Origin of the sequence: Streptomyces sp. SID5643, assembly GCF_009872555.1 — a bacterium.
Classification (GTDB): Bacteria; Actinomycetota; Actinomycetes; order Streptomycetales; family Streptomycetaceae; genus Streptomyces; species Streptomyces iakyrus.
Window position 1 is genome coordinate 23,452 of sequence record NZ_WWIC01000030.1, and the last position, 23,983, is coordinate 47,434.

21 protein-coding genes, 2 rRNA genes and 1 riboswitch are annotated in these 23,983 nt (G+C 69.5%); of the genes, 5 read left to right on the forward strand and 18 right to left on the reverse strand.

The features are described 5' to 3' along the window. Positions 1–143: 143 nt before the first annotated feature. A complete protein-coding gene (locus GTY56_RS03225) occupies positions 144–1,169 on the forward strand; it encodes a substrate-binding domain-containing protein (protein WP_161362276.1) in 1,026 nt (341 codons plus the stop codon). Between the two features lie 60 nt (positions 1,170–1,229). On the opposite strand, the gene GTY56_RS03230 is transcribed toward GTY56_RS03225, so the two are convergent. The 4 genes from GTY56_RS03230 to GTY56_RS03245 form a co-directional block, all read right to left on the reverse strand. Continuing rightward, entirely contained in the window at positions 1,230–2,279 is a 1,050-nt protein-coding gene (locus tag GTY56_RS03230) for an endo-1,4-beta-xylanase (protein ID WP_161362277.1), read from the reverse strand. 54 nt (positions 2,280–2,333) lie between these two features. After that, the gene (locus GTY56_RS03235; RefSeq protein WP_237524362.1) at positions 2,334–3,098 is read right to left on the reverse strand and encodes a carbohydrate ABC transporter permease; all 765 of its coding nucleotides are present in this window, start codon (positions 3,096–3,098) and stop codon (positions 2,334–2,336) included. Between the two features lie 74 nt (positions 3,099–3,172). Beyond that, positions 3,173–4,174, reverse strand: a complete 1,002-nt coding sequence (locus tag GTY56_RS03240) for a carbohydrate ABC transporter permease (RefSeq protein ID WP_161362279.1) — start codon at positions 4,172–4,174, stop codon at positions 3,173–3,175. Between the two features lie 6 nt (positions 4,175–4,180). Then, positions 4,181–5,473 (reverse strand): extracellular solute-binding protein, encoded by a 1,293-nt coding sequence (locus GTY56_RS03245; protein ID WP_161362281.1) that lies wholly within the window; start codon positions 5,471–5,473, stop codon positions 4,181–4,183. A 424-nt stretch (positions 5,474–5,897) separates the two neighbouring features. Between GTY56_RS03245 and GTY56_RS03250 the strand changes: the two genes are divergently transcribed. Then, a complete protein-coding gene (locus GTY56_RS03250; RefSeq protein ID WP_161362283.1) occupies positions 5,898–7,877 on the forward strand; it encodes an APC family permease in 1,980 nt (659 codons plus the stop codon). A gap of 1 nt (position 7,878) precedes the next feature. On the opposite strand, the gene GTY56_RS03255 is transcribed toward GTY56_RS03250, so the two are convergent. After that, positions 7,879–8,475, reverse strand: coding sequence for a DUF1707 SHOCT-like domain-containing protein (locus tag GTY56_RS03255; protein WP_161362285.1), 597 nt, complete (start codon positions 8,473–8,475; stop codon positions 7,879–7,881). 125 nt (positions 8,476–8,600) lie between these two features. Here GTY56_RS03255 and GTY56_RS03260 point away from each other — a divergent pair, with 125 nt between their 5' ends. Further along, the gene (locus tag GTY56_RS03260) at positions 8,601–8,996 is read left to right on the forward strand and encodes a TOBE domain-containing protein (RefSeq protein ID WP_202509673.1); all 396 of its coding nucleotides are present in this window, start codon (positions 8,601–8,603) and stop codon (positions 8,994–8,996) included. 75 nt (positions 8,997–9,071) lie between these two features. Next, positions 9,072–9,491: a TOBE domain-containing protein gene (locus GTY56_RS03265; protein WP_161362289.1), complete on the forward strand. Its 420-nt coding sequence runs from the start codon at positions 9,072–9,074 to the stop codon at positions 9,489–9,491. A gap of 64 nt (positions 9,492–9,555) precedes the next feature. Here the strand turns inward: GTY56_RS03265 and gcvP are convergent, their stop codons facing one another. Continuing rightward, a complete protein-coding gene (gcvP, locus tag GTY56_RS03270; protein ID WP_161362291.1) occupies positions 9,556–12,441 on the reverse strand; it encodes an aminomethyl-transferring glycine dehydrogenase in 2,886 nt (961 codons plus the stop codon). 176 nt (positions 12,442–12,617) lie between these two features. Beyond that, a riboswitch (glycine riboswitch) is annotated at positions 12,618–12,713 on the reverse strand. A 113-nt stretch (positions 12,714–12,826) separates the two neighbouring features. Between gcvP and GTY56_RS03275 the strand changes: the two genes are divergently transcribed. Continuing rightward, positions 12,827–13,201, forward strand: a complete 375-nt coding sequence (locus GTY56_RS03275) for a PRC-barrel domain-containing protein (RefSeq protein WP_031104789.1) — start codon at positions 12,827–12,829, stop codon at positions 13,199–13,201. Here GTY56_RS03275 and GTY56_RS03280 read toward each other — a convergent pair. The 12 genes from GTY56_RS03280 to GTY56_RS03335 all read right to left on the reverse strand — a co-directional run. Further along, entirely contained in the window at positions 13,120–14,574 is a 1,455-nt protein-coding gene (locus GTY56_RS03280; RefSeq protein WP_161362293.1) for a DNA polymerase IV, read from the reverse strand. The genes GTY56_RS03275 and GTY56_RS03280 overlap by 82 nt on opposite strands. A gap of 136 nt (positions 14,575–14,710) precedes the next feature. Continuing rightward, entirely contained in the window at positions 14,711–15,394 is a 684-nt protein-coding gene (locus GTY56_RS03285; protein ID WP_161362295.1) for a MerR family transcriptional regulator, read from the reverse strand. 295 nt (positions 15,395–15,689) lie between these two features. Further along, positions 15,690–16,163 (reverse strand): bifunctional nuclease family protein, encoded by a 474-nt coding sequence (locus GTY56_RS03290; protein WP_003988851.1) that lies wholly within the window; start codon positions 16,161–16,163, stop codon positions 15,690–15,692. Between the two features lie 83 nt (positions 16,164–16,246). After that, the gene (gene ftsR, locus GTY56_RS03295) at positions 16,247–16,984 is read right to left on the reverse strand and encodes a transcriptional regulator FtsR (RefSeq protein ID WP_161362297.1); all 738 of its coding nucleotides are present in this window, start codon (positions 16,982–16,984) and stop codon (positions 16,247–16,249) included. A 52-nt stretch (positions 16,985–17,036) separates the two neighbouring features. Further along, positions 17,037–17,990 carry a zinc-ribbon and FHA domain-containing protein gene (locus GTY56_RS03300; protein ID WP_161362298.1) on the reverse strand — a complete coding sequence of 318 codons (954 nt, stop codon included), beginning with the start codon at positions 17,988–17,990 and terminating at the stop codon, positions 17,037–17,039. A gap of 61 nt (positions 17,991–18,051) precedes the next feature. After that, the gene (locus tag GTY56_RS03305) at positions 18,052–18,963 is read right to left on the reverse strand and encodes a DUF881 domain-containing protein (protein ID WP_161362300.1); all 912 of its coding nucleotides are present in this window, start codon (positions 18,961–18,963) and stop codon (positions 18,052–18,054) included. 5 nt (positions 18,964–18,968) lie between these two features. Beyond that, a complete protein-coding gene (locus tag GTY56_RS03310; RefSeq protein ID WP_003988855.1) occupies positions 18,969–19,301 on the reverse strand; it encodes a small basic family protein in 333 nt (110 codons plus the stop codon). Next, positions 19,298–20,212, reverse strand: coding sequence for a DUF881 domain-containing protein (locus tag GTY56_RS03315; protein WP_202509675.1), 915 nt, complete (start codon positions 20,210–20,212; stop codon positions 19,298–19,300). The genes GTY56_RS03310 and GTY56_RS03315 overlap by 4 nt, the downstream gene beginning before the upstream one ends. 98 nt (positions 20,213–20,310) lie before the next feature. Then, positions 20,311–22,806 (reverse strand): mannose-1-phosphate guanyltransferase, encoded by a 2,496-nt coding sequence (locus tag GTY56_RS03320; RefSeq protein ID WP_161362304.1) that lies wholly within the window; start codon positions 22,804–22,806, stop codon positions 20,311–20,313. A 114-nt stretch (positions 22,807–22,920) separates the two neighbouring features. Further along, on the reverse strand, positions 22,921–23,529 hold the full coding sequence (gene clsA / locus GTY56_RS03325) for a cardiolipin synthase ClsA (RefSeq protein WP_033307453.1): 609 nt from the start codon (positions 23,527–23,529) through the stop codon (positions 22,921–22,923). Between the two features lie 109 nt (positions 23,530–23,638). Continuing rightward, a 5S ribosomal RNA gene (gene rrf / locus GTY56_RS03330) occupies positions 23,639–23,755 on the reverse strand. A gap of 87 nt (positions 23,756–23,842) precedes the next feature. Continuing rightward, positions 23,843–23,983: ribosomal RNA gene (locus GTY56_RS03335) — 23S ribosomal RNA — on the reverse strand; the annotation flags it as partial.

The following is a 23,983-nucleotide window of genomic DNA, read 5'->3' on the forward strand; positions in this document are numbered from 1 at the left end:
GGCCCCGACGCATGTCAGAAGGCCGTCACTCACCGTTACTCCTCGCGACGGGTCGTTCCCGGCTCGTACGCCTTCCCACGGATGCCCGTTTTCCGGAAGACTCCTGGAAGTTTCGCGGTCACCCGTCGACGGAGGTGGGGCAAGTGGAAGCACGTGGGGCCGACGCCGGGAGCAAGGTCACGATCACGGAGATCGCCCGGCAGGCCGGCGTGTCCGTACCGACGGTGTCCCGGGTCGTCAACGGCCGGTCCGACGTGTCGCCGCGGACCCGGGCCCTGGTCGAGGAACTCCTGCGCCGCCACGGCTACCGCAGGCGTCCCGCGGCCCCGGGCACCCGTGCCGCCCTGCTCGACCTGGTCTTCAACGACCTCGACAGTCCCTGGGCCGTGGAGATCATCCGCGGGGTCGAGGAGGTCGCACACGCCGCCGGGGTGGGCACGGTGGTGTCGGCCATCCACGGGCGCTCGGGCGACGCCCGCGAGTGGATGCGCAACCTGAGGGCCCGCGCCTCCGACGGCGTCATCCTCGTCACGTCGGCCCTGGAGCCCACGCTGCACGAGGAGCTGCGGATCCTCGGAGTCCCCCTGGTGGTCGTCGACCCGGCGGGCTCCCCCGCCCTGGACGCCCCCACGATCGGCGCGGCGAACTGGTCGGGCGGTCTCGCTGCCACCGAGCACCTGCTGTCCCTCGGCCACCGCCGGATCGGCCTGATCGCCGGCCCTCCCCGCCTGCTGTGCTCCCGGGCCAGGCTGGACGGCTACCGCGCGGCCCTGGAGGGTGCGGGCATCACACCGGACGCGTCCCTCGTCGTCCCCGGCGACTTCCGGCCCGAGTCCGGGTTCACCGCCTGCACCACCCTGCTCGGCCTCCCCGAGCCGCCGACCGCCCTGTTCGCGGCCAGCGACCAGATGGCACTCGGCGCGATCGAGGCGCTGCGCCGGCGCGGGCTGCGGGTGCCGCAGGACATGAGCGTGGTCGGCTTCGACGACCTCCCGGAAGTCCGCTGGTCGGCCCCGCCGCTGACGACGGTCCGCCAGCCCCTGGCGGACATGGGCAAACTGGCCGTGCGCACGGTGCTCCGGCTGACCCGCGACGAGCAGCCGGACTCCCCGCGGGTGGAACTGGGCACCGACCTGGTGGTACGGGCAAGCACCGCACCTCCGGCATGAGTCCGGTTCGAGGAACGGCGCCCCGCCACCCCCTGTCGGGCGGGGCGCCGTCCGCCCCCGCTACCTGCCGCCGAGCGCCTCACGCAGGGCGAAGTACGCCGGCTTGCGCCGCAGTTCCTCGTCCCACGGCAGGGCCGCGCCCTCGCCCGGGAAGAACGCCGGGATCCACGAGTACTTGTCGGTGTAGTCCCACAGGGTGATGCCGACGCACCGGCGTACCGCCAGGCACGCCTCGGTCAGGTCGGCGTACCACTGGGCCTGCTGGGCCAGCTTCTCCTCGGTCGCGGGCAGTTGCATCCGGATGTCGACCTCGGTGAGCGCGGTGTCGAGACCGAGCCGGGAGAAGCGGCGGAGGTTGTCCTCCAGGGTGGCCGGATAGCCGTACTGCAGGGCCAGATGGGCCTGGAGGCCGATGCCGTGCAGCGGGACGCCCGCGGCCTTCAGCTCCTTGGCCAGCCGGTAGTAGGCGTCGCTCTTCGGGCCGGTCGCCTCGATGTTGTAGTCGTTGAGGTACAGCTTGACCCGCGGATCGGCCTGGTGCGCCCAGCGCAGCGCGTCGGCGATGTAGCCGGGGCCGAGCGTCTTGTAGAAGACCGACTCGCGGTACGTACCGTCCTCGTTGAACGCCTCGTTGACGACGTCCCAGGCGAACACCTTGCCCCGGTAGTGCCGTACCTCCGTCTGGATGTGCTTCTTCAGCACGGCCCTCAGTTCGGGGGCCGTCCACTCCCTGTCCGTGAGCCATCCGGGCAACTGGCTGTGCCAGACCAGGGTGTGGCCGCGCACCTTCTGCCGGTTGGCGCGCGCGAGGTTCACGATCTCGTCGCCCTGGGAGAAGTCGAAGACGCCCTGCTCGGGCTCGGTCGCGTACCACTTCATGCCGTTGCCGGGTGTGATCTGGTCGAACTCGCTGCCGAGCAGGGCCTTGTACGGCCCGTCCACGAGCTCGGGGTTGTCGGTGGCGCTGCCGAAGTAGCGGCCGTGCCGCTGGGCGAGGTCGGCGAGGGTGGGCTGCTGGTGACCCGCGTGGGCGGGGGTGCCGGCTGTGATGCCGGCGGCGACCAGGAGCGCGGCGACGGCGCCGGCGAGTCTCAGACGGGTGGTGCGCATGGTGCGACTCCTCACGACAGGTGGGTGGGCAGAGCCGTACGTTGGCGGAGCGCGTCAGCCCTTGGTGGCGCCGGCGGTGAGACCGCCGACGAGCTGACGCTCGGCGACGGAGTAGAAGGCGAGTGCGGGCACCATGGCGAGCACCAGATAGGCGAACACCTTGGCGTACTCCGCGGAGTACTGCCCCTGGAACTGCTGGACGCCGATCGGCAGCGTCCACCACTGCGCGTCGGTGAACACCAGCAGCGGCAGGAAGAAGTTGTTCCAGCTGGTGACGACGGCCAGCACGGAGACGGTGCCGAGCGCGGGCCGGGCCATGGGCAGCAGCACCCGCCAGAAGAACCCGAACGAGCTGCACCCGTCGAGCGTGGCCGCCTCCTCCAGCTCGCCGGGGATCTGCCGGAAGAAGCCGCGCAGGATGATGATCGTCATGGGCAGTCCGAAGGCGGCCTGCGGGAGGATCACGCCGAGGGGATTGTCCAGCAGGTCCAGGGAGCGCAGCAGCAGGAACAGCGGCAGGGCCGCCACCGCGAAGGGGAACATCAACCCCATGGTGAACAGCGTGAACAGCGCCTCCCGGCCGCGGAAGGCGAACCGCGCGAAGGAGAACGCCGACAGGGCGGAGACGGCGACGATCAGGACGGTCGTGCCCACCGCGATCAGCGTGCTGTTGCCGATCAGCCGCCAGAAGTCCCCCGAGCCGAGGATCTGGGTGTAGTTGGAGGTCACCCACGACTCGGGCAGACCGACCGGGTTGCGGGAGAGCTCGTCGGTGGACTTGAAGCCGGAGAGCACGGCGTAGAGCAGGGGGACGGCCATGACCGCACCGACTGCGGTGAGGACGAGGTGCAGGCCCCAGGTCCTGCCGCCCCCGCGGGTCTTCTGGCTGGTGGTCACTTTCCGTCCCCCCGCATGGTCGTGGTGGCGCCTTCGAGGTCGCGCCGGAGCACGAACCGCTGGTAGGCGAGGGCGAAGACGAGGCTGATGCCGAACATGACCACGCTGATGGCGCTGGCATAGCCGACCTGGTAGCGCTTGAAGCCGTACTGGAACATGGTCACGGCCATGGTTTCCGAGTGGTGGTCGGGACCGCCCGCGGTGGTGACCCAGACCAGGTCGAAGAGCTGGATGGCCCCGATGACCGACAGGAAGACACTGATGCGCAGGGTGGGCGCGAGCAGCGGCAGGGTGACGTTGCGGAACCGCTGCCAGGCACTCGCCCCGTCGATGAGCGCCGCCTCGGTCAGTTCCCGGGGGACGGCCTGTAGTCCGGCGAGGTACAGCATCATGTGGAAGCCGAAGTACTTCCAGGTCATGACCAGGAAGACGGTGGCCATGACGGTGGACGGATCCGCGAACCACTCCCCGCCCAGCCCGTCGAGGCCGACCTTGCCGAGGACCTGGTCGGCGAAGCCGTCGTCCGGGGCGAAGATCATGCCGAAGAGGATCCCGGTGATGGCCTCGGACAGGACGTAAGGGGCGAAGAACAGCATCCGGTAGACGGCCCGGCCGCGCATCCGCTGGTTGAGCAGCACGGCCATGGCGAGGGCGAACGGCAGCTGGAAGGCGAGCGACAGCACCACCAGGACCAGGCAGCGCCACAGGTCACCGAGGAAGACGTCGTCCTGGAGGAGCCGGCTGAAGTTCTCGCCGCCGATGTAGTCGGACGGCATGCCGAAGCCGCCCCAGCGGAAGAACGCGGCGTACAGGGCGAACAGCATCGGCAGCAGCACGAGCCCCATGAACAGCACCAGGGCCGGGAGTTGGAAGCCGGCCGCGGTGAGCCAGTGCAGCGCGCGTCGCCGGGCCCGCCCCGGGGGCCGCCGGTCGGCGGCCGGGGGCGGGGAACCGGCGCCGCGGCCGGTCCGTTTGTCCGGCAGGAACGTGGAGGTCATCGCCGGCTACTGCTCTTCCTTCGCGGTCTTCGTGATCGACTGGGCGACCTGCCCGGGCGACTTGGAGCCGGCGATGAGCGCGGCCACACTGTCGTTGACCTCCTGGCCGACGGCGGGCGCGTACGCCTGGTCGAGGTAGAGCTGGAAGCCGGTGGCCGCCTTCAGCTGGGCCTGTACGGCCTTGATGTTGGGGTCGGCGATGGCCTTCTCGGCCGCGGGGACCACGGGCAGGACGCCCGTCTTCTTGACGAGTTCCAGGTCGGTCGCCTCGGACGCGAAGAACTTGAGGAAGTCGACGGCCTCCTGCGGGGCTCCGCGGCGCAGGGCGTGTCCGCCGCCTCCGCCGAACACCTCGGTGATGGAGCCCTTGCCGCCCTCGACCGCGGGGAACGGGAAGAAGCCGAGGTCCTTGCCGAGGCCCTTGCCCGCATCGGCCTGGACCGTGGGCGCCCACTGGCCCATGAGCTCCATCGCCGCCTTGCCGTTGCCGACGCTGGCGGCCTGGCCGGTGGGCGTGGAGTAGGCAGCGCCGAGGAAGCCCTTCTGGAACGGCTGGAGTCCGACGAGTTCCTTCAGGTGGTCGCCCGCCTCGACGAAGGGGGCGCCGGTGAAGTCCTTGTCGTCGTAGGCCTTCTGGAGCGCCTCGGCGCCGGCGGTGCGCATCGCGAGGTAGGCCCAGTAGTACATCCCGGGCCACTTCTCCTTGCCGGCCAGTGCCAGCGGGGTGACCTCGGCGGCCTTGAGCTTGCGTACGGCGTCGAGGAAGCCGTCCCAGGTGGTCGGGGGTTCGGCGATGCCGGCCTTCTTGAAGAGCGCCTTGTTGTACCAGAAGCCGATCATGCCGATGTCGAACGGGATGCCGTAGACCTGGTCGTCGAACAGGTAGGGCTCCTTGGCGACCGGCAGCAGGGCCTCGCCCCACGGTTTGGTGCTGTCCGTGAGGTTCTCGACGAGCCCGGCGTCGACCTGCTGCTTCAGCACGCCGCCACCCCAGGTGTGGAAGATGTCGGGCAGCTTCCCGGAGGCGGTCAGAGCCGTCATCTTCGACTTGTAGGCGTCGTTCTCCATCTGCACGATCTTGATCTTGACCTTGGGGTTCTGCGCCTCGAACTTCCGGGCGAGGGCGGCCCAGACGGTCTTGGACGGCTCGGTGGTGGAGATGTTCCACCATTCGATCGTGGTCGTCCCGGACGACCCTCCGTCCGAGTCCCCGCCGCATGCGGTCAGTGCCGTCATCCCCAGACCGGCCGCGGCGGAGGCCGCCAGGAAGCCGCGGCGGGACAGTGCGGGGTCGCCCATCATGCGCTCCTCGAAAGTTTCGAAGTAGTTCCAGAAAGCTTCGCTGCTGCCGCACCCTAGAGACAGCGGGTAAACGGTGGCAACCCCTCGTACATGCAGAATCTTGCATCCGGATGCGGAAGGGAAGGGAAGGCGAAACATTCGGCTTGACAGACGAACGTTACGAAGTCGGCTCGGGTCTGATCACACAGGGTGTCCGCCCGGGGGACTGGAGACCGACTCCGCGCACTGCTCAGGCCGAGCCGTCCCACGCGCTCTCAGCTCGCGTTTTCACCTCCGCGTCCGCCCGGGCCGCGAGTCTTAACGGAAGTTTGACGCGCACGGCCCCCGCTTTCAGGGGCCACGGCATCACGCTCCGCTTACCCTGATCGGGCCGTCCAGTGATGGCCGGAACCATGCTGAGCCGCACTTCGGGAGCACGTCGATGGCCACCACCGAGCACCAGGCACCGAGCCGTGCGGTGCCCACCTCACCCAGCCGTCTGCGCACCTGGATGCTGGAAGGCCTGTCCGACATGGGCAAGGCCGGAGGCCCCACCGGCCCCCATGCCGAGCCGGAACCCCCGCACCGGGGCCGGCCCTGGTGGCGGGTGATGTGCCTGACCGGCGTCGACTACTTCTCGACCCTCGGCTACCAGCCGGGGATCGCGGCCCTCGCCGCCGGACTGCTGTCGCCGATCGCGACCATCGTCCTCGTCGTCGTCACGCTGGCCGGGGCCCTGCCCGTCTACCGCCGCGTGGCCGAGGAGAGCCCGCACGGTGAGGGCTCCATCGCGATGCTGGAGAGGCTGCTCTCCTTCTGGCAGGGCAAGTTGTTCGTACTGACCCTGCTGGGCTTCGCCGCCACCGACTTCCTCATCACCATCACCCTGTCGGCCGCCGACGCCTCCACCCACCTCGTGGAGAACCCGCATCTGACCGGCGTCCTGCACGACAAGCAGATGCTGATCACGCTGGTCCTGGTGGCGCTGCTGGGCGCGGTGTTCCTCAAGGGCTTCCTTGAGGCCATCGGCGTCGCGGTCGCCCTCGTCGGTGCCTACCTCGCGCTGAACGCGGTCGTGGTGGTGGTCGGCCTCTACCACGTCGTCACCGCGGGTCATGTCGTCACCGACTGGTCGAGCGCCCTCACCACCCAGCACGGCAACGTCTTCACCATGATCGGCGTCGCCCTGCTCGTCTTCCCGAAACTGGCGCTCGGCCTCTCCGGGTTCGAGACGGGTGTCGCCGTGATGCCGCACGTCAAGGGCGACCCGGACGACACCGAGGCACGGCCGACCGGCCGTATCCGCGACACGAAGAAGCTGCTCACCACCGCCGCGCTGATCATGAGCGTCTTCCTGATCACCACCAGCTTCATCACCACGCTCCTCATCCCGGAGAAGGAGTTCGAGGCGGGCGGCCAGGCCAACGGACGTGCCCTCGCGTACCTGGCGCACGACTACCTGGGCAACACCTTCGGCACCGTCTACGACGCCTCGACGATCGCCATCCTGTGGTTCGCCGGCGCCTCCGCGATGGCCGGCCTGCTCAATCTGATGCCGCGCTACCTCCCCCGCTACGGCATGGCCCCGCACTGGGCCCGTGCCGTGCGGCCCATGGTCATCGTCTTCACCCTGATCGCCTTCCTGGTCACCTGGATCTTCGACGCCGACGTCAACGCCCAGGGCGGTGCCTACGCCACCGGCGTGCTGGTCCTCATCAGCTCCGCCGCGATCGCGGTGACCATCGCCGCCCGCAAGGCCCGGCAGCGGCACTGGACGATCGCGTTCGCGGTGATCTCCGCGGTGTTCCTGTACACGACCGTGCTCAACGTGATCGAGCGTCCGGACGGCGTGAAGATCGGCGCCTGCTTCATCGCCGGCATCATCCTGGTCTCCCTGCTGTCACGGCTGGCCCGGGCGTTCGAGCTCCGCGTCACCAGCGTGACGCTGGACGACATGGCGGAACGCTTCGTCCGTGACATGGCCAGCCGCCGGATGCGGTTCATCGCCAACGAGCCGGACCGGCGGGACATCGCCGAGTACCGCGACAAGATCGAGCAGATCCGGCAGGACAACGACGTGCCCGGCCAGGAGGACTTCGTCTTCGTCGAGGTGACCGTCACCGACCCGTCCGAATTCGAGGCGGGCCTGACCGTACGCGGTGAGGTGCTGCACGGCCGCTACCGCGTGCTGACCCTGGAGTCGTCCTCCATCCCCAACGCTCTGGCCGCACTGCTGCTGCACGTCCGCGACTCGACGGGCTGCACCCCGCACATCTACTTCGAGTGGACCGAGGGCGGGCCCTTCGCCAACTTCCTGCGCTTCTTCCTGTTCGGGCAGGGCGAGGTCGCCCCGGTGACCCGAGAGGTGCTGCGCGAGGCGGAGCCGGACCGCAAGCGGCGGCCGAGGGTGCACGTGGGCTGAGTCAGGCCGTCGCACTCCTCCTGCCGAAGCCCCTGCGCGGTGAGCGCACGACAACCTGTCCGTAGGTGACCTCGCCGGTGATCCGGACCCGCAGCAGGACGGGGGCGTCGGCCGGCCGACGCGCCTTGATCGCCGAGTGGTTCATGACCAGGCCGTCGGTGTCCACGACAACACCCGGCCCGGTCAGCAGCTTGAGGGAGCCGGCGCGCAGGTCCAGGTCGATGTCCAGGGTGTCGTGGGTGATCACCGCATCGGTGAGGTCGAGCGTCACCTCCCCCCACGCCGAACGGATCTCCAGTCGCCGCGGCACCACCCAGCCGCCGTCCCGCCGGGTCGAGGCCCCCTCCTGGCGGATCCGTACCACGCCGTCGGCCTCGGCGGGCATCCCGCCCGCGGGCACGGGCAGGTCCTCCGTCAGCACGGCGAGCTCGCCCATCGTCCGGGCCGACCATGCGGCCTCCAGCCGCTCGTCGAGCTCGTCCAGGGTGAGCCGGCCGTCGCCCGCGGCGACGCGCAGGACATCCACCGTCCGGTCCCGGTCCGCGTGCGACGCCCTCACCTCGGGCGATCCACCGGTCCGCACGATCTCCGCCGCCATCACTCCACCCCGATCCCCCGGGCACGGCACCCGGCCAGCCAGTCGAGACTAACGCTATATCGCGTTATACCCAACGGCCAACCCCGCATCCGTCGTTCCCTTCCCCCGCGCCTATCGTGACCGGCATGCAGTCCTACACGATCGGCCAGGCAGCACGGCTGCTCGGCGTGAGCCCGGACACCGCCCGCCGCTGGGCGGACGCGGGCCGCATCACGACTCACCGCGACGGGACCGGGCGTCGGCTCATCGACGGGCGGGACCTGGCCGCGTTCTCGGTCGAACTGGCCCGGCCAGGCTCCGCCGAGGAGGACACGCCGTACACCTCGGCCCGCAACGCGTTCCCGGGCATCGTCACCGCGATCAAACTCGGCGACGTCGCCGCCCAGGTCGAGATCCAGGCCGGCCCGCACCGGCTCGTCTCCCTGCTCACCCGCGAGGCGGTGGAGGAACTGGGCCTGGAGGTCGGCATGGAGGCGACGGCCCGCGTGAAGTCGACGAACGTCCACATCGACCGCGTCTGAGCCCCGAGGGGCCGCGGAGGTGACGCAAACACACGCCTGCCAGGGCGAACGCCGCCATCGGGCTACCGTGCACCCATGAGCCTGAGCATCCGCAACCAGCTCCCCGGCACCGTCACCACCGTCACTCCTGGCGAGGCCATGGCGACGGTGAGGGTCCGCCTCACCGGCGGCCAGGACCTCACCGCGGCGATCACCCGCGAGGCCGCGGAAGACCTCCGTCTCACCCCGGGCGCCCCCGTGCGCGCCCTGATGAAGTCGACGGAGGTCTCCCTGGCCACCGCGCCGATCGAGGGCCTGTCGATCCGCAATCAGCTCCCCGGAACCGTCACGGACATCGCGGCCGGCGGCGCGATGGCGTCGGTCCGCGTCACGGTCGAGGGCGGCGAACTGACCGCCGCGATCACCAGGGACGCTGCGGAAGACTTGGCCCTGTCACCCGGGATCCCCGTCGTCGCCCTGATCAAGGCGACCGAGGTGTCACTCGCCGCCCTCTGACGGGCCCGGAGACGGCGAGAGGGGCCCCGCCCCGCGGAGCCCCTCCCTGCGACCGGTCGGCCGATCAGTCCTCGTAGGCGTCCAGCGGCGGGCAGGAGCACACCAGGTTCCGGTCGCCGTAGGCCTGGTCGATGCGGCGTACCGGCGGCCAGTACTTGTCGGCGGTCGACACCCCGGCCGGGAAGACGGCCTCCTCACGGCTGTAGGAGTGCTCCCACTCCCCGGCGAGCGCGCCGGCGGTGTGCGGGGCGCCGCGCAGCGGGTTGTCCTCCGCGGGCCACTGGCCCGAGCCGACCTTCTCGATCTCCGCGCGAATGGCGATCATCGCGTCGCAGAACCGGTCGAGCTCGGCCAGGTCCTCCGACTCGGTCGGCTCGATCATCAGCGTCCCGGCCACCGGGAACGACATGGTCGGCGCATGGAAGCCGTAGTCGATCAGCCGCTTGGCGACGTCGTCGACGCTCACACCGGTCGCCTTGGTCAGCGGCCGCAGGTCGATGATGCACTCGTGGGCGACGAGCCCGCCGGGACCGGTGTAGAGCACCGGGTAGTGCGGCTCCAGGCGCTTGGCGATGTAGTTGGCGCTGAGCACGGCCACCTGCGTGGCCCGCTTCAGCCCCTCGCCACCCATGAGCCGGACGTACGCCCACGAGATGGGCAGGATGCCGGCCGAGCCCCAGGGCGCCGCCGAGATGGGACCGACGCCCGTCTGCGGGCCTGCCTCGGGCTGGAGCGGGTGGTTGGGCAGGTAGGGCGCGAGGTGCTCGCGCACCGCGACCGGGCCGACGCCGGGACCGCCGCCGCCGTGCGGGATGCAGAAGGTCTTGTGCAGATTCAGGTGCGAGACGTCGCCGCCGAAGTGCCCCGGCTTGGCGAGCCCGACGAGCGCGTTGAGGTTGGCCCCGTCGACGTAGACCTGGCCGCCCGCCTCGTGCACCTGGGCGCAGATGTCGGCGACGTGCTCCTCGAACACACCGTGCGTGGACGGGTAGGTGATCATCAGCACGGCCAGCTCGTCGCGGTACTGCTCGATCTTGGCCCGCAGGTCCTCGACGTCGATCTCGCCGTCCTCGGCGGTCTTCACCACGACCACCTTCATGCCCGCCATCACCGCGCTGGCGGCGTTGGTGCCGTGCGCGGACGACGGGATCAGGCAGACGATGCGCTGCTCGTCCCCGTTGGCCCGGTGGTACCCGCGGACGGCGAGCAGACCGGCCAGTTCACCCTGCGACCCGGCGTTCGGCTGGAGGGACACCTTGTCGTAGCCGGTGACCTCGGCGAGCCGGTCCTCCAGCTCGTGGATGAGCGTGAGGTAGCCCCCGGCCTGCTCGGCGGGCGCGAAGGGGTGCATGTGCCCGAACTCGGGCCAGGTGACCGGCTCCATCTCGGTGGTCGCGTTGAGCTTCATGGTGCAGGAGCCCAGCGGGATCATGCCCCGGTCGAGCGCGTAGTCGCGGTCGGCCAGCTTGCGCAGGTAGCGCAGCATGGCGGTCTCGGAGCGGTGCTGGTGGAAGACGGGGTGCGTCAGGTAGTCGTCGGTGCGCAGCAGCGCGCCCGGAAGCCCGTCCTCGGCGGCCGCGTCCAGCGCTTCCACGACGCCCTCGACCCCGAAGGCGGCCCATACGGCACGCAGCTGCGCCCGCGTCGTGGTCTCGTCGCAGGCGATGGAGACGTGGTCGGCGTCGACGAGGCGCAGGTTGACCCCGTTGTCACGGGCGGCGGCCACGACGTCGGCGGCCCGGCCCTCGGCGCGCACCGTCAGGGTGTCGAAGTAGGAGCCGTGCACGATCTCGACCCCGCCGTTCGCGAGCCCGGCGGCGAGGACGGTGGCGTACCGGTGGGTGCGCCGCGCGATGCCCTTCAGGCCCTCCGGGCCGTGGTAGACGGCGTACATGCCGGCCATGACGGCGAGCAGCACCTGCGCGGTGCAGATGTTGCTGGTGGCCTTCTCACGGCGGATGTGCTGCTCACGCGTCTGCAGCGCCAGCCGGTAGGCCTTGTTGCCGTCGGCGTCCACGGACACGCCGACGAGCCGCCCGGGCAGGCTGCGCGCCATCTTGTCCTGGACCGCCATGTAGCCGGCGTGCGGTCCGCCGAAGCCCATGGGCACGCCGAAGCGCTGGGTCGTCCCGACGGCGATGTCCGCGCCGAGCTCGCCGGGCGACTTCAGCAGCGTCAGCGCCAGCAGGTCGGCGGCGACGGTGACGAGTGCCCCGAGCTCGTGCGCCCGGTCGATGACCGGCTTGATGTCCCGCACGGCACCGGAGGCGCCCGGGTACTGGAGCAGCACGCCGTTGATCTCGCGCTCGGCGATCTCGGCGGGGATGCCGTCGCTCAGGTCTGCGACGACGACCTCGACGCCGGTCGGTTCGGCGCGGGTCTGGATCACGGCGATGGTCTGCGGCAGCGTGTCCGCGTCGACCAGGAACAGGCCCTTCTTGTTCTTGCCCAGCCGCCGCGACAGCGCCATGGCCTCGGCGGCCGCGGTGCCCTCGTCGAGCAGGGAGGCGCCGGAGGTCGGCAGTCCGGTCAGCTCGGCGACCATCGTCTGGAAGTTGAGCAGCGCCTCCAGCCGGCCCTGCGAGATCTCCGGCTGATACGGCGTGTAGGCCGTGTACCAGGACGGGTTCTCCATGACGTTGCGCATGATGACGGGCGGCGTGAACGTGCCGTAGTAGCCGAGACCGATCATGGAGCCGAGGACCTCGTTGCGGTCGGCGAGGGTGCGCAGCTCCGCGATCACCTCGGCCTCACTGCGGGCGCCCGGCAGGTCCAGTGCCTCGGCGCTCTTGATCACGGCCGGGACCGCGGCGGCGGTCAGCTCGTCCAGCGAGCCGTAGCCGACGTGCGCGAGCATCTTGGCGCAGGCCTCGTGGTCGGGGCCGATGTGGCGCTGCTCGAAGGGGACTGCCTCTTCGAGCTCGGAGAGCGGAATGCGGTGGGCGGTCATTACGGAGGCCTCCTGGTCGACACGACCTGCGAGGGGCACCACGGCACGGGTACCCGGACGGCCTCCCCCTCTGTCATCTCAACCTGAGAGCTTCACCGGATCGCCCCAAGGGCCTCCGGCTTTCACCGTCGGTGAGAGCGGGAGCCGTCGACACCCGCCCTGCTTTCCAGAGTGACCTCGTCCGTGCGGTACGTGAGCCTGAGAGATTCCGGGGAGGATTTGCTCCTTCGGCGCCTCCGATGGTGTCTGGAGGACTCTCCCGCACGGGGTCAACAGCCGCTGCCAGCGTACCAGCGAGGTCAACGCACGAACCTTCGAGTGGCCGCATCCCTACTTGTACCGTTTTGTAGTGTTTACGGATGAGGTGCGACCATGTGGAGGGCCCGTGCGAACCGACATCGATCCGCGCAACCTGATCGGCCGCAAGGCGTTCGACCGCAACGGGACCAGGATCGGCACCATCGACGAGGTCTACCTCGACGACGCCACCGGCGAGCCGGAGTGGGCGGCCATACGGACCGGCCTGTTCAGCAGGGACGCCTTCGTCCCCCTGGAGCCCAGCGAGCTGATCGAGGGCGCCCTCCACGTCCCCTTCGAACGCGCCCTGATCAAGGACGCCCCCGACTTCGGCGTGGGCCGCCACCTCTCCCCGGAGCAGGAGCTGCAGCTCTACCACCACTACGGTCTCGACGTCGCCGCCCCGCCCCCGCTCCCGGACCACGACTTCGGCAAGCTGGCGGGCACCGACGAGACAGCCTGAGATCCCGCCCCGGGCACTTCGTCTCCCCCCTCGGGTCCTCGTAACACCAGCGGCAGCGGATCCGCCGCCTCCAGATCCGGGTCGTCGACCCGGAAGGTCCGCACGCGCCCGGGCTCCGAGGAGGGCGTCTCGAAGCGCACGGTGACCCGCCCCAGACCGCTGCCCTGCACCCATCCGTGCCCGAACCGGGTGTGCCGCACGTCGTGCCCTGCGGGCCATCGCCGCTCGGCCGGCGACGGCTGCTCCTCGGGCGGCGTCACGGTGTGCTCCTCGACCGGGCCCTCCGCGACCGCCCGCTCCCCCGCCGCCTGCGCGAACAGATCCTCCTGGGTGTAGTCGGCGAGCCCGCTGACGCCCACCCCGAGGAGCCGTACACCGCCCGTCGTGTCGACCGAGTCCAGCAGTCTGCCCGCCGCCTCGCGGATCACCACGGGGTCGTCCGTGGGCCCGCGCAGCGTCTCGGAGCGGGTGAGCGTGGAGAAGTCGTACCGCCGCACCTTCAGTACGATCGTCCGCCCGGACAGTCCTGCCCCGCGCAGCCGCCGCACGCACCGCTCGGCGAGCCGCTGCACCTCCAGCCCGACCCGCGTCCGGTCGTGGATGTCGACGTCATAGGTGTCCTCGACCGACACCGACTTCGCCTCGCGCTCCGCCACGACGGGCCGGTCGTCCCGGGCCAGCGCCATGGCGTACAGACCGTGCCCGTGCGCCCTCCCCAGCAGCCGGACCAGTTCGTCCTCGCCGGCCTCGACGATCTCCTCGACGGTGGTGATGCCGGCCCGCCTCAGATGGTCACCCGTGGCCGGCCCGACCCCCGGCAGCGTCCGCACCGACATCGGCCCGAGCATGGCCCGCTCCGTCCCCGGCTCGATCACCACCAGCCCGTCGGGCTTGGCCTCCTCCGAGGCGATCTTCGCGAGCATCTTGGAGGCGGCGAGACCCACCGACCCGGTGAGCCCCGTGACGGCCCGGATGTCCGCTCGCAGCTTCACCCCGGCCAGCCGCGCCGACCGCTCGTCCCAGGCCACTCCCCCGGCCTCCAGGTCCACGAACGCCTCGTCCAGGCTCAGCGGCTCCACCAGCGGCGACAGCGCCCGCAGCAGCTCCATCACCCGCTCGCTGATCGACCGGTAGAAGGTGAAGCGCGGCACGAGATAGGCGGCGTTCGGCGCGAGCCGCCGGGCCTGCCCCATGGGCATCGCCGAATGCACCCCGAAGACCCGCGCCTCGTACGACGCGGTCGCCACCACGCCCCGCGGCCCCAGCCCGCCGACGACCACGGCCTTCCCGCGCAGACTCGGCTTGGACGCCTGCTCCACCGAGGCGAAGAAGGCATCCATGTCGAGATGCAGGATCGTGGGCGCGGTTCTCACAACTCCGATGCTGCCCTACGCCACTGACAACGCCCCGCGCGACCGCCCTGAACGTCCCACGGGAAACCGCTTGCGCTCCGATGCGGAAACGTCCCGCCTCCTGCGGCCGCGTGCGGTCCTGCGCTGCCGGGACGCCTCAGACGGCTCGGTTACGCCGACGTGCGAGCTCGTCCGCGGGGTTGCGGCCGACCAGGGTCTCGCCGGTGTCGATCCGCTCGCCGTGCAGCTGCGACAGCGCGCTCTCGACATCCCGCCACACCACGCCCACAGCGATCCCGAACACACCCTGGCCGCCCTGGAGCAGGGCATGGACCTCGTCGGGCGAGGTGCACTCGTAGACCGTCGCGCCGTCGCTCATCAGCGTCATGCGCTCCAGGTCGCTGAAACCGCGTTCCCTGAGGTGGTGGACGGCCGTACGGATGTTCTGGAGCGACACCCCGGTGTCGAGGAACCGCTTCACGATCTTCAGGACGACCACGTCCCGGAAGCTGTAGAGCCGCTGTGTCCCGGACCCGTAGGCGGGGCGCACGCTCGGCTCGACGAGCCCCGTGCGGGCCCAGTAGTCCAACTGCCGGTAGGTGATACCGGCGGCCGCGCAGGCCGTGGGGCCGCGATAGCCGATCTGCTCGGACGCCATGGACGTCGTCCCTCCGCTGCTCGGCACCGCTGCCGGTCGCTGCGGAGCGTGCTCGGCCGTGCCTCCGGGCTGAGGGCATCCCCCACCCGGGAGGGGCCGTGAGCCGGGGGGAGGGTACGGACCGCTCGCCCTGAGACTGCGCTCGGGGCCGCCCCCAGCCGTACCGTCGCCGCTGCTTCTCACGCCGACCTCCGTCCTTGACCTGCCTTCTCGACGGTAGGCAGTCACCAGGGGTGCGTCAACGATCGCCACACTCGCCACGCCGAGTGATAATCACCCTGAGAGTGGTTTCCCGTGCCCCACCGCGGGGAAAGGCTAGCCGAATGTGTCCGGCGCGAGCCGTGTGACGCTCACACGCGCCACCGGCACATGCAGGCCTTTTCACCCTTCCGACATACGGCGGGCGACCCCACCACGGACCACGTCGTCCGCCGGGCCGCCCACACGCCTTCTCAGGCCGCTGCCCCGTCCGGGGCACTCACTGGCTGCTGCTGCCGAAGTCCTCCGGAGAGATCTGGTCGAGGAACTCGCGGAACTTCTCCACCTCGTCCTCCTGCTCGTCCGGAATCGCGATGCCGGCGTCGTCGAGCACCGTGTCACTGCCGTAGATCGGCGTTCCGGTGCGCAGCGCGAGCGCTATGGCGTCGGACGGGCGGGCGCTCACCTCGACGCCGCTGGCGAAGACCAGCTCCGCGTAGAAGACGCCCTCACGCAGGTCCGTGATGCGCACTTCCGTGAGCTCCTGGCCGACGGCTTCCAGCACGTCCTTGAACAGGTCGTGAGTCAGCGGCCGCGCGGGAGCCATGCCCTGCTGGGCGAAGGCGATCGCCGTCGCCTCCCCCGGCCCGATCCAGATGGGGAGGTAACGGTCGCCTCCCACTTCACGCAGCAGCACGATCGGTTGGTTGGAGGGCATTTCGACCCGGACACCTACGACATCGAGCTCGTTCACACAGCAACCCTAGGCCGTGCCCGGGACGTTTGGGTAGTCGGGCCGGTATCGGGCGCCTGATCCGGACCCCGCGCGCGCCCTCCTCAGGGCAGCCGCACGCCGAGCGCGGTCCGCACCAGCGCGGCGTGCAGCTTCACCGTCAGCCCCGCCAGCTCCTTGGTGCGGGCCTCGGCATGAGCTCTGGTCTGCGGGTTGCGGTGCCGCCTCAACGGGGCCACCACCTGGTCCACAAGCCCGGCCTCTCGGTCGGCGGCGGCCTTCATGGCCCGCAGGTGCCGCGGCTCGATCCCGAACCGCCCGAGCTCGATGACCAGCAGGGCGACGGTGAGCGCCTCCGCGTCATAGGCCCCGTCCTCCAGGGGGGTGAGAAGACCGTAGGACTCCCACTCCTTGAGTTCGTGCTCGTCGACACCCGCGGCGGCGAGCAGCTCTTCACGCCCGATTCTGGCCGCTGTGGGCCCCTCGGGCGGCTCGGGAGCCGATTCCCCGTCCCGCTGACGGCCCACGACGGGCAGCGGGGCGGCCTCACCGCGCTCCATGGCCGCCAAGTGCTCCCGGATCACCTTCAGGGGCAGGTAGTGATCCCGCTGCATCCTCAGGACGTGACCGAGGCGCTCGACGTCATGGGCGCTGAACTTGCGGTACCCCGACGGGGTCCGCTGCGGCTCGATGAGCCCTTCCGACTCCAGGAAACGGATCTTGGAGATGGTCACTTCGGGGAACTCGTCGCGCAGCGCGTTCAGCACCGCGCCGATGCTCATCAGCCCACTGTCCGTGGCGGCGGCGCCGCGCCCGGCACCGCCGCTCGGTTTTTGCAGCATGGACCTTCCCTGACGGATGGACCCCCGCTGGGGTCTGCCCGGACGGACCCGGTCAGTAGCCCCGCTGGCTGGCGTAGAAGACCAGGCGGTACTTGCCGATCTGCACCTCGTCGCCGTTGGTCAGAGCGACCTGGTCGATCCGCTCGCGGTTCACGTACGTGCCGTTCAGGCTGCCCACGTCCGCCACCGTGAACGAACCGTCCTGACCGCGACGGAACTCCACGTGACGCCGGGACACCGTCACGTCGTCCAGGAAGATGTCGCTCTGCGGGTGCCGGCCGGCCGTGGTCAGATCGCCGTCCAGCAGGAAGCGGCTGCCCGAATTCGGACCGCGGCGCACCACCAGGAGCGCGGAGCCCAGCGGCAGCGCCTCCACGGCGGCCTGAGCCTCCGGAGACAGGGTCGGCATCGGCGTCTGGCCGGTGGTCTCGCTGTCGTAGGCCTCGAGACCGGAGATGGAGATCGTGGAGGTCGTCTCGGACGGACGCTCCGGCGTCGCCCCCGCTCGCAGCGGCGCGCCGCAGTTGGAGCAGAAACGGCTGTTTTCCGCGTTGCGGTTACCGCACCTCGTACACACCAGGGCCGACATCGGATCCTCCTGCCGCGGCTGCCCACCGGGGGCGTTGGACGCATACGGGTCGGAAAACCCTCCACCCGCACTTGAGGTTGACGGTTGCCCGAAACCTATGCCGCCGGGCTGCGCAGGGTCAACCGACGGCGCGCCCTGACCACCGGAAACATCGCCGCCCGGGCCGCCGACCTGGTCCCGGAACAGCGGCCGCTGACCTTCCGCGTCAGGCTGTGCGCGATGGCGGGCGGTCGCATTGTCGCTGGCCTCTCGCGCGCTCTTGCCGAACAACTTCGCAAACAACTTCACGGGCGATTCCCCTTGACCGAAACAGACCCGCCCGTGGGGCAGGACGAACCCTGACTGAACACTCTGGCCGACCCGGACATCCTGACAACGTCCGTCTGCACCAGACAGTTTCCACCACGCACCGCCCATTCGGTGCGCCGACCCCCCGCAACCTCATGCCCTCGCCCGAAGCCGCCCATGCACCCCCGGTTCACTGCGAGGACGACCGAGCGTAGTCAGGCCGCTTCGCTGCTCGCAAGGCGTCCACCACGATGTCGGTGGACCGCTCGATCGTCACGGTGGCCTGTTCCTTCTCGAGAGTCTGCACCACGCCTCCGGGGATGTTGAGCGCCGGCTCCAGGTCCTGCGGCTTGCCGATGACCTTGAAACGATAGGGCGCGTTGATCTTGTTCCCGTCGACGCTCACGCCCTTGCCGGAGTCCGCGAGGTAGGTGCCGGCGACGACCCGGACGCCGTTGACCTGAATCGCCTCCGCGCCCGCGGCCCGCAATTCCTGGATCGCGTCGAGCAGCATGTTCGCCTCGACCGTCCCCTTCGTGTCCACGATCGTCATGGTGATGCCGGGCCCCTGCGCAGCCACCGTGCCCGCCAGGATGCCGAGTTGCCTCTCCTTCTCGATCGTCTGCTTCCTGGCCTCCTCAGCCTGGTCAGAGCTGTTCTCCAGCTCGTCGCGCTGCTGCTCGAGACCTCGCTTCTCGTCCTCAAGACGCTGAGTACGGTCATCCAGTTCATCGAGGATGCGGACAAGATCTTCCTGCCGCGCACCCCGCAGGGCGCTGTCGCTGTCGCTGTTCGAGGCCACCTGCACGGCCAGCCCGAAGCCCAGGCCGAACAACAGCACCGCGACGATGAGTTGAGCCCGGGTGACACGCGGCGGCCACAGCCCCTGCACCAGCCGCTGCCGGCCGGTCAGCCGCGGCCCGGGCTCCGGCTGTGGTTCCGGCATCCGCTCGGGCTCCGGCTCCTTCGGTGCCTCCTCGGCGACGGGCGCCACCGCGGGCACCTCCTGGGGCAGCTCCTTGCGCAGCCCGTTCCCGGACTCGCCGCCGCCGTCGCGCGTGTCGCCCCGGTCCTCGGCGCTCTTCTCGTCGTGATCGCTCATCGGCCTCACGCCCGGAACACGTGCCGGCGGATCGCCGCGGCGTTGGAGAAGATCCGGATACCGAGGACGACCACCACACCGGTGGACAGCTGGGCGCCCACGCCGAGCTTGTCGCCCAGGAACACGATCAACGCGGCCACGACGACGTTCGACAGGAACGACACCACGAAGACCTTGTCGTCGAAGATGCCGTCGAGCATGGCCCGCAGGCCGCCGAAGACGGCGTCGAGCGCCGCCACGACGGCGATCGGCAGATAAGGCTCGACCACCGCCGGAACCTCAGGCCGGACCAAGAGGCCGGCCACGACTCCCACGACGAGGCCCAGTACGGCGATCACGATGTGCCCTTCTCACTCTTCTCAACGCTCGGCTGTGCTGTACGTACGGTCACACTCGGTGCGGCAGGCAGCCGGAGGTCGTCCTCCACGGAGATGCCTGTCCTGATGCCGTAGCTCTCCTGCAGCGCGTTCAGGTACAACCCGTCCGCGCTGTTCTGGAACCGTGTGCTCAGCCGCTGCCCGTCCCCCACCGCCAGCACCGTGTACGGCGGCACCAGCGGCTTGTTGTCGACCAGTATGGCGTCGCCGGCGGCCCTGATCGCGGACAGCGCCGTCAGCCGCTGCCCGTTGATCGAGACGGCCTCGGCACCCGACTCCCACAGCCCGTTCACCACGCGCTGCATGTCCCGGTCCCGCACCCGGCCGGTGTCGGAGAACCCGGAGGCCTCCCGCGGGTCACCGTCGCCGCCTGTGGCGGCTTCCTTGGCGTCGTTCACCACGAGCTTCACGCCGGGGCCGTGTACCGCGACCGCACCCGACAGGATGCCCGCCAGGTCGGAGTCGGCGCTGCCGCCGCTGTTCCTCAGCGCCTCGCGCTGTCGTGCGCTCACGTCCGCGCGCAGCTCGTCGACGGAGTCCTCCAGCTTGTCCGCCGCCTCGGTCTCCCGGTCGATGCGGTCGACGAGCTCTTCCCGCTCCTTGGCGACGACCGGAGCGGCGACCCGCGCCTGCGCCGCTCCGAGGGTCACGACGAGGGCCGCGAGCACCAGTCCGGCGGCGAGTCCGAGCTTGGCCCGGAGCGTCTTCGGCATGCCGCTGTCACCCGCGGCCTTCTTGCGCGCGGCGGCCTCGGCGTATCCGTCGTCGAGGCTGTGGTCCATGACGTTGGTCAGCAACGACATGGACGCATCCGGGCGCCGGGGCCGCGTGGGTGTACTCCGAATGGGGGGTTGCTGCGGCATGCCGCACATCGTCGCACGTCGCGGGCACTACCTCCGAACGGCCCCACCGGCGTGCCGGACAGGCCCCGTTGGGGACACATGTCCGGCACGCACGCGTGCAGCCCGTTCTACCGGCCGGCGCTGTCCACGACCGCCGACCATTCGTCCAGCAGGGCCTGCGCGGAGGCGTCGTCCGGCCCCTCGGCCCACAGGTGGGTGACGGCCTCGGCCGGATCGGGCAGCACCATCACCCAGCGACCGTCGGTCTCCACCACCCGCACCCCGTCCGTGGTGTCCACGAAGCGATCTCCGGCCGCTTCGACGACCCGCCGCATCACGAGCCCCTTGACGGCCCACGGAGTCGCCAGATCACGCTTCAGGACGTGCGCCCGCGGGATCCGCGCGTCGATCTGGCTGAGCGTGAGCTGCGTCCGCGCCACGAGCCCGATGAGCCGTACGAAGGCCGCGGTGGCGTCGTACACGCTGCTGAACTCGGGGACGATGAAACCGCCCTTACCGTCACCGCCGAAGATCGTCCCCTCCTCGCCGCCGACCCGCGTGAGGTCGTCCGGAGAGGTGGTCGTCCACTCGACCTGCGTCCCGTGGTACGCCGCCACCTGCTCGGCGATCCGGGTCGTGGTCACCGGAAGCGCGACCCGGCCGCTGCGCCGCTCGGCCGCGACGAGGTCCAGCATCACGAGCAGGGCCCGGTCGTCCTCGATGATCCGCCCCTTCTCGTCGACGAGCGACAGCCGCTCACCGACGGGGTCGAACCGCACACCGAACGCGGCCCCCGAGGACGCCACGATCTCCCCGAGACGCACCATCCCCGACCGCCGCATGTCGGCCGTCTCCGTGGGCCTGGACTCATCGAGGCCGGGATTGATCGTCAGCGAGTCCACCCCCAGCTTGCCGAGGAGGCTCGGCAGGACGAGTCCCGCGCTTCCGTTGGACGCGTCCACGACGACCTTCAGGCCGGACTCGGAGATGCCCGTCGTGTCGACGTTCCGCAGCAACGAGCCGGTGTACGAGTCGAAGACGCTGGCCGGGAAGTGCAGATCGCCGATCTCACCGGGGAACGCCCGGCGGTACTCCTGCCGCGCGAACACCCGGTCCAGCTTCCGCTGGCTGCCCTGCGACAGGTCCGCGCCGTTCCCGTCGAAGAACATGATGTCCACGGAGTCCGGCACACCGGGCGTGGTGCGGATCATGATGCCGCCCGCACTGCCCCGCGCGGTCTGCTGCCGGGCGACGGGCAGCGGGACGTTCTCCAGGTCGCGCACGTCGATCGCGCTGGCCTGCAGCGCGGAGATCACCGCCCGCTTGAGGGCACGTGCACCACGGGAGTGGTCCCGGGCCGTGGTGACGGTCGAGCCCTTCTTCAGCGTCGTCGCATACGCGCCTGCGAGACGGACCGCGAGCTCCGGCGTGATCTCCACGTTCAGGATCCCGGACACACCGCGGGCACCGAAGAGATGCGCCTGTCCCCTGGACTCCCAGATCACCGAGGTGTTGACGAAGGCGCCGGCCTCGATGGTCTTGAAGGGATACACCCGCACATTGCCCTGGACGATCGATTCTTCACCGATCAGGCACTCGTCACCGATGACCGCCCCGTCCTCGATCCGCGCCGCACGCATGATGTCGGTGTTCTTGCCGACCACGCAGCCACGCAGATTGCTGTGCGGCCCCACGTAGACATTGTCGTGGACAACGGCCTTGTGCAGGAACGCACCGCTCTTGACGACCACGTTGGAGCCCACGACGGTGTGCTCACGGATCTCGGAGCCGGCCTCGACCTTGGCGTAGTCACCGATGTAGACGGGCCCGCGGAGGATGGCGTCGGGATGGACCTCCGCTCCCTCGGCGACCCATACGCCCGGGGAGATCTCGAACCCGTCGACGTCCACGTCGACCTTGCCCTCCAGGACATCGGCCTGGGCCTTCACATAGCTCTCGTGCGTGCCGACGTCCTCCCAGTAGCCCTCGGCGATGTAGCCGTAGATGGGCTTGCCTTCCTTCATCAGCTGCGGGAAGACGTCACCGGACCAGTCGACGGGCACGTCGGGCTCGACGTAGTCGAAGACCTCGGGCTCCATCACGTAGATCCCGGTGTTCACGGTGTCGGAGAAGACCTGGCCCCAGGTGGGCTTCTCCAGGAAGCGCTCCACCTTGCCTTCCTCGTCGACAATCGTGATACCGAATTCCAGCGGATTGGGCACACGCGTCAGGCAGACGGTGACGAGCGCGCCCTTCTCCTTGTGGAAATTGATGAGTTCGGTGAGGTCGAAATCCGTCAGAGCATCGCCGGAGATGACGAGGAAAGCGTCGTCCTTCAGTGCTTCCTCTGCGTTCTTGACGCTTCCGGCGGTACCGAGTGGCTTCTCCTCATTGGCATAGGTGAGCTCCATGCCGAGCTCTTCGCCGTCACCGAAGTAGTTCTTGACGAGCGACGCCAGGAACTGGACAGTCACGACTGTTTCGTTGAGCCCATGCCTCTTGAGCAGCCGCAGAACGTGCTCCATGATCGGCCGGTTGGCCACCGGCAGGAGCGGCTTGGGCATGCTTGAGGTCATAGGACGAAGGCGCGTGCCTTCGCCTCCGGCCATCACGACGGCCTTCATGTCGGAAGCGTCCTCCTCGAAGAGACGGTCTGGCCGACTTCCCCCGCCAGGATTGTCCCGCACATATCCAGTACGGGCCATCGCTCCGCTACGGCAGCAGGACCATCCGGGAGTTCAATCGGTCGTGGCGTCCGCTCGGACCAGGCGGCGGACTTGTACCACGTAGAGGACTCCTGCCCACCAGTACAGCGTTGTACCCCACCCGGCGAACGCCCATCCGAAAATCGCAGCCAGTGACGAGATCCAACCACTTCCGTCACTGAGCAGCAGCAGGGGGAAGGCGTACATCAGGTTGAAGGTCGCGGCCTTGCCCAGGAAGTTCACCTGGGGCGGCGGATAGCCGTGCCGGCGGAGGATGCCGACCATGACCAGCAGGACCAGCTCTCGCGCCAGAAGTAGAGCGGTCAACCAGAGGGGCAAAATCTCGCGCCAGGTGAGGCCCACCAGGGTCGAGAGAATGTAGAGCCGGTCGGCCGCGGGATCGAGGAGCCGGCCGAGGCTGCTGATCTGGTTCCAGCGCCGCGCGAGCTTGCCGTCCAGATAGTCACTGACACCGCTCAGGGCCAGTACCAGAAGGGCCCAGCCGTCACTCTGGGGCCCACCGAACTCAGGCCGCAGGATCAACCACAGGAACACGGGCACGCCGACGAGGCGGGCCATGCTGAGGATGTTCGGGATGGTGAGCACACGGTCCGTCTGGACACGAGTCTCCTGAACCTCCACCCGGGGGCCTCCTGTGGGAAATGTACCGACGATGCCCCCTGACCTTACCTCAACGCAAAAAAGCTCTGGCTCTTGGGCTGCGTGCCCAAGAGCCAGAGCTCTAAAAGGAGTTCGGCGGCGTCCTACTCTCCCACAGGGTCCCCCCTGCAGTACCATCGGCGCTGTAAGGCTTAGCTTCCGGGTTCGGAATGTAACCGGGCGTTTCCCCTACGCTATAACCACCGAAACACTATGAAACTGTGAACCGCCGCACCACGTGTGGCACGTGGGGCTGTTCGTGGTTTCAGAACCAACACAGTGGACGCGAGCAACTGAGGACAAGCCCTCGGCCTATTAGTACCGGTCAACTCCACACGTTACCGTGCTTCCATATCCGGCCTATCAACCCAGTCGTCTACTGGGAGCCTTACCCTCTCAAGGAGGTGGGAATACTCATCTCGAAGCAGGCTTCCCG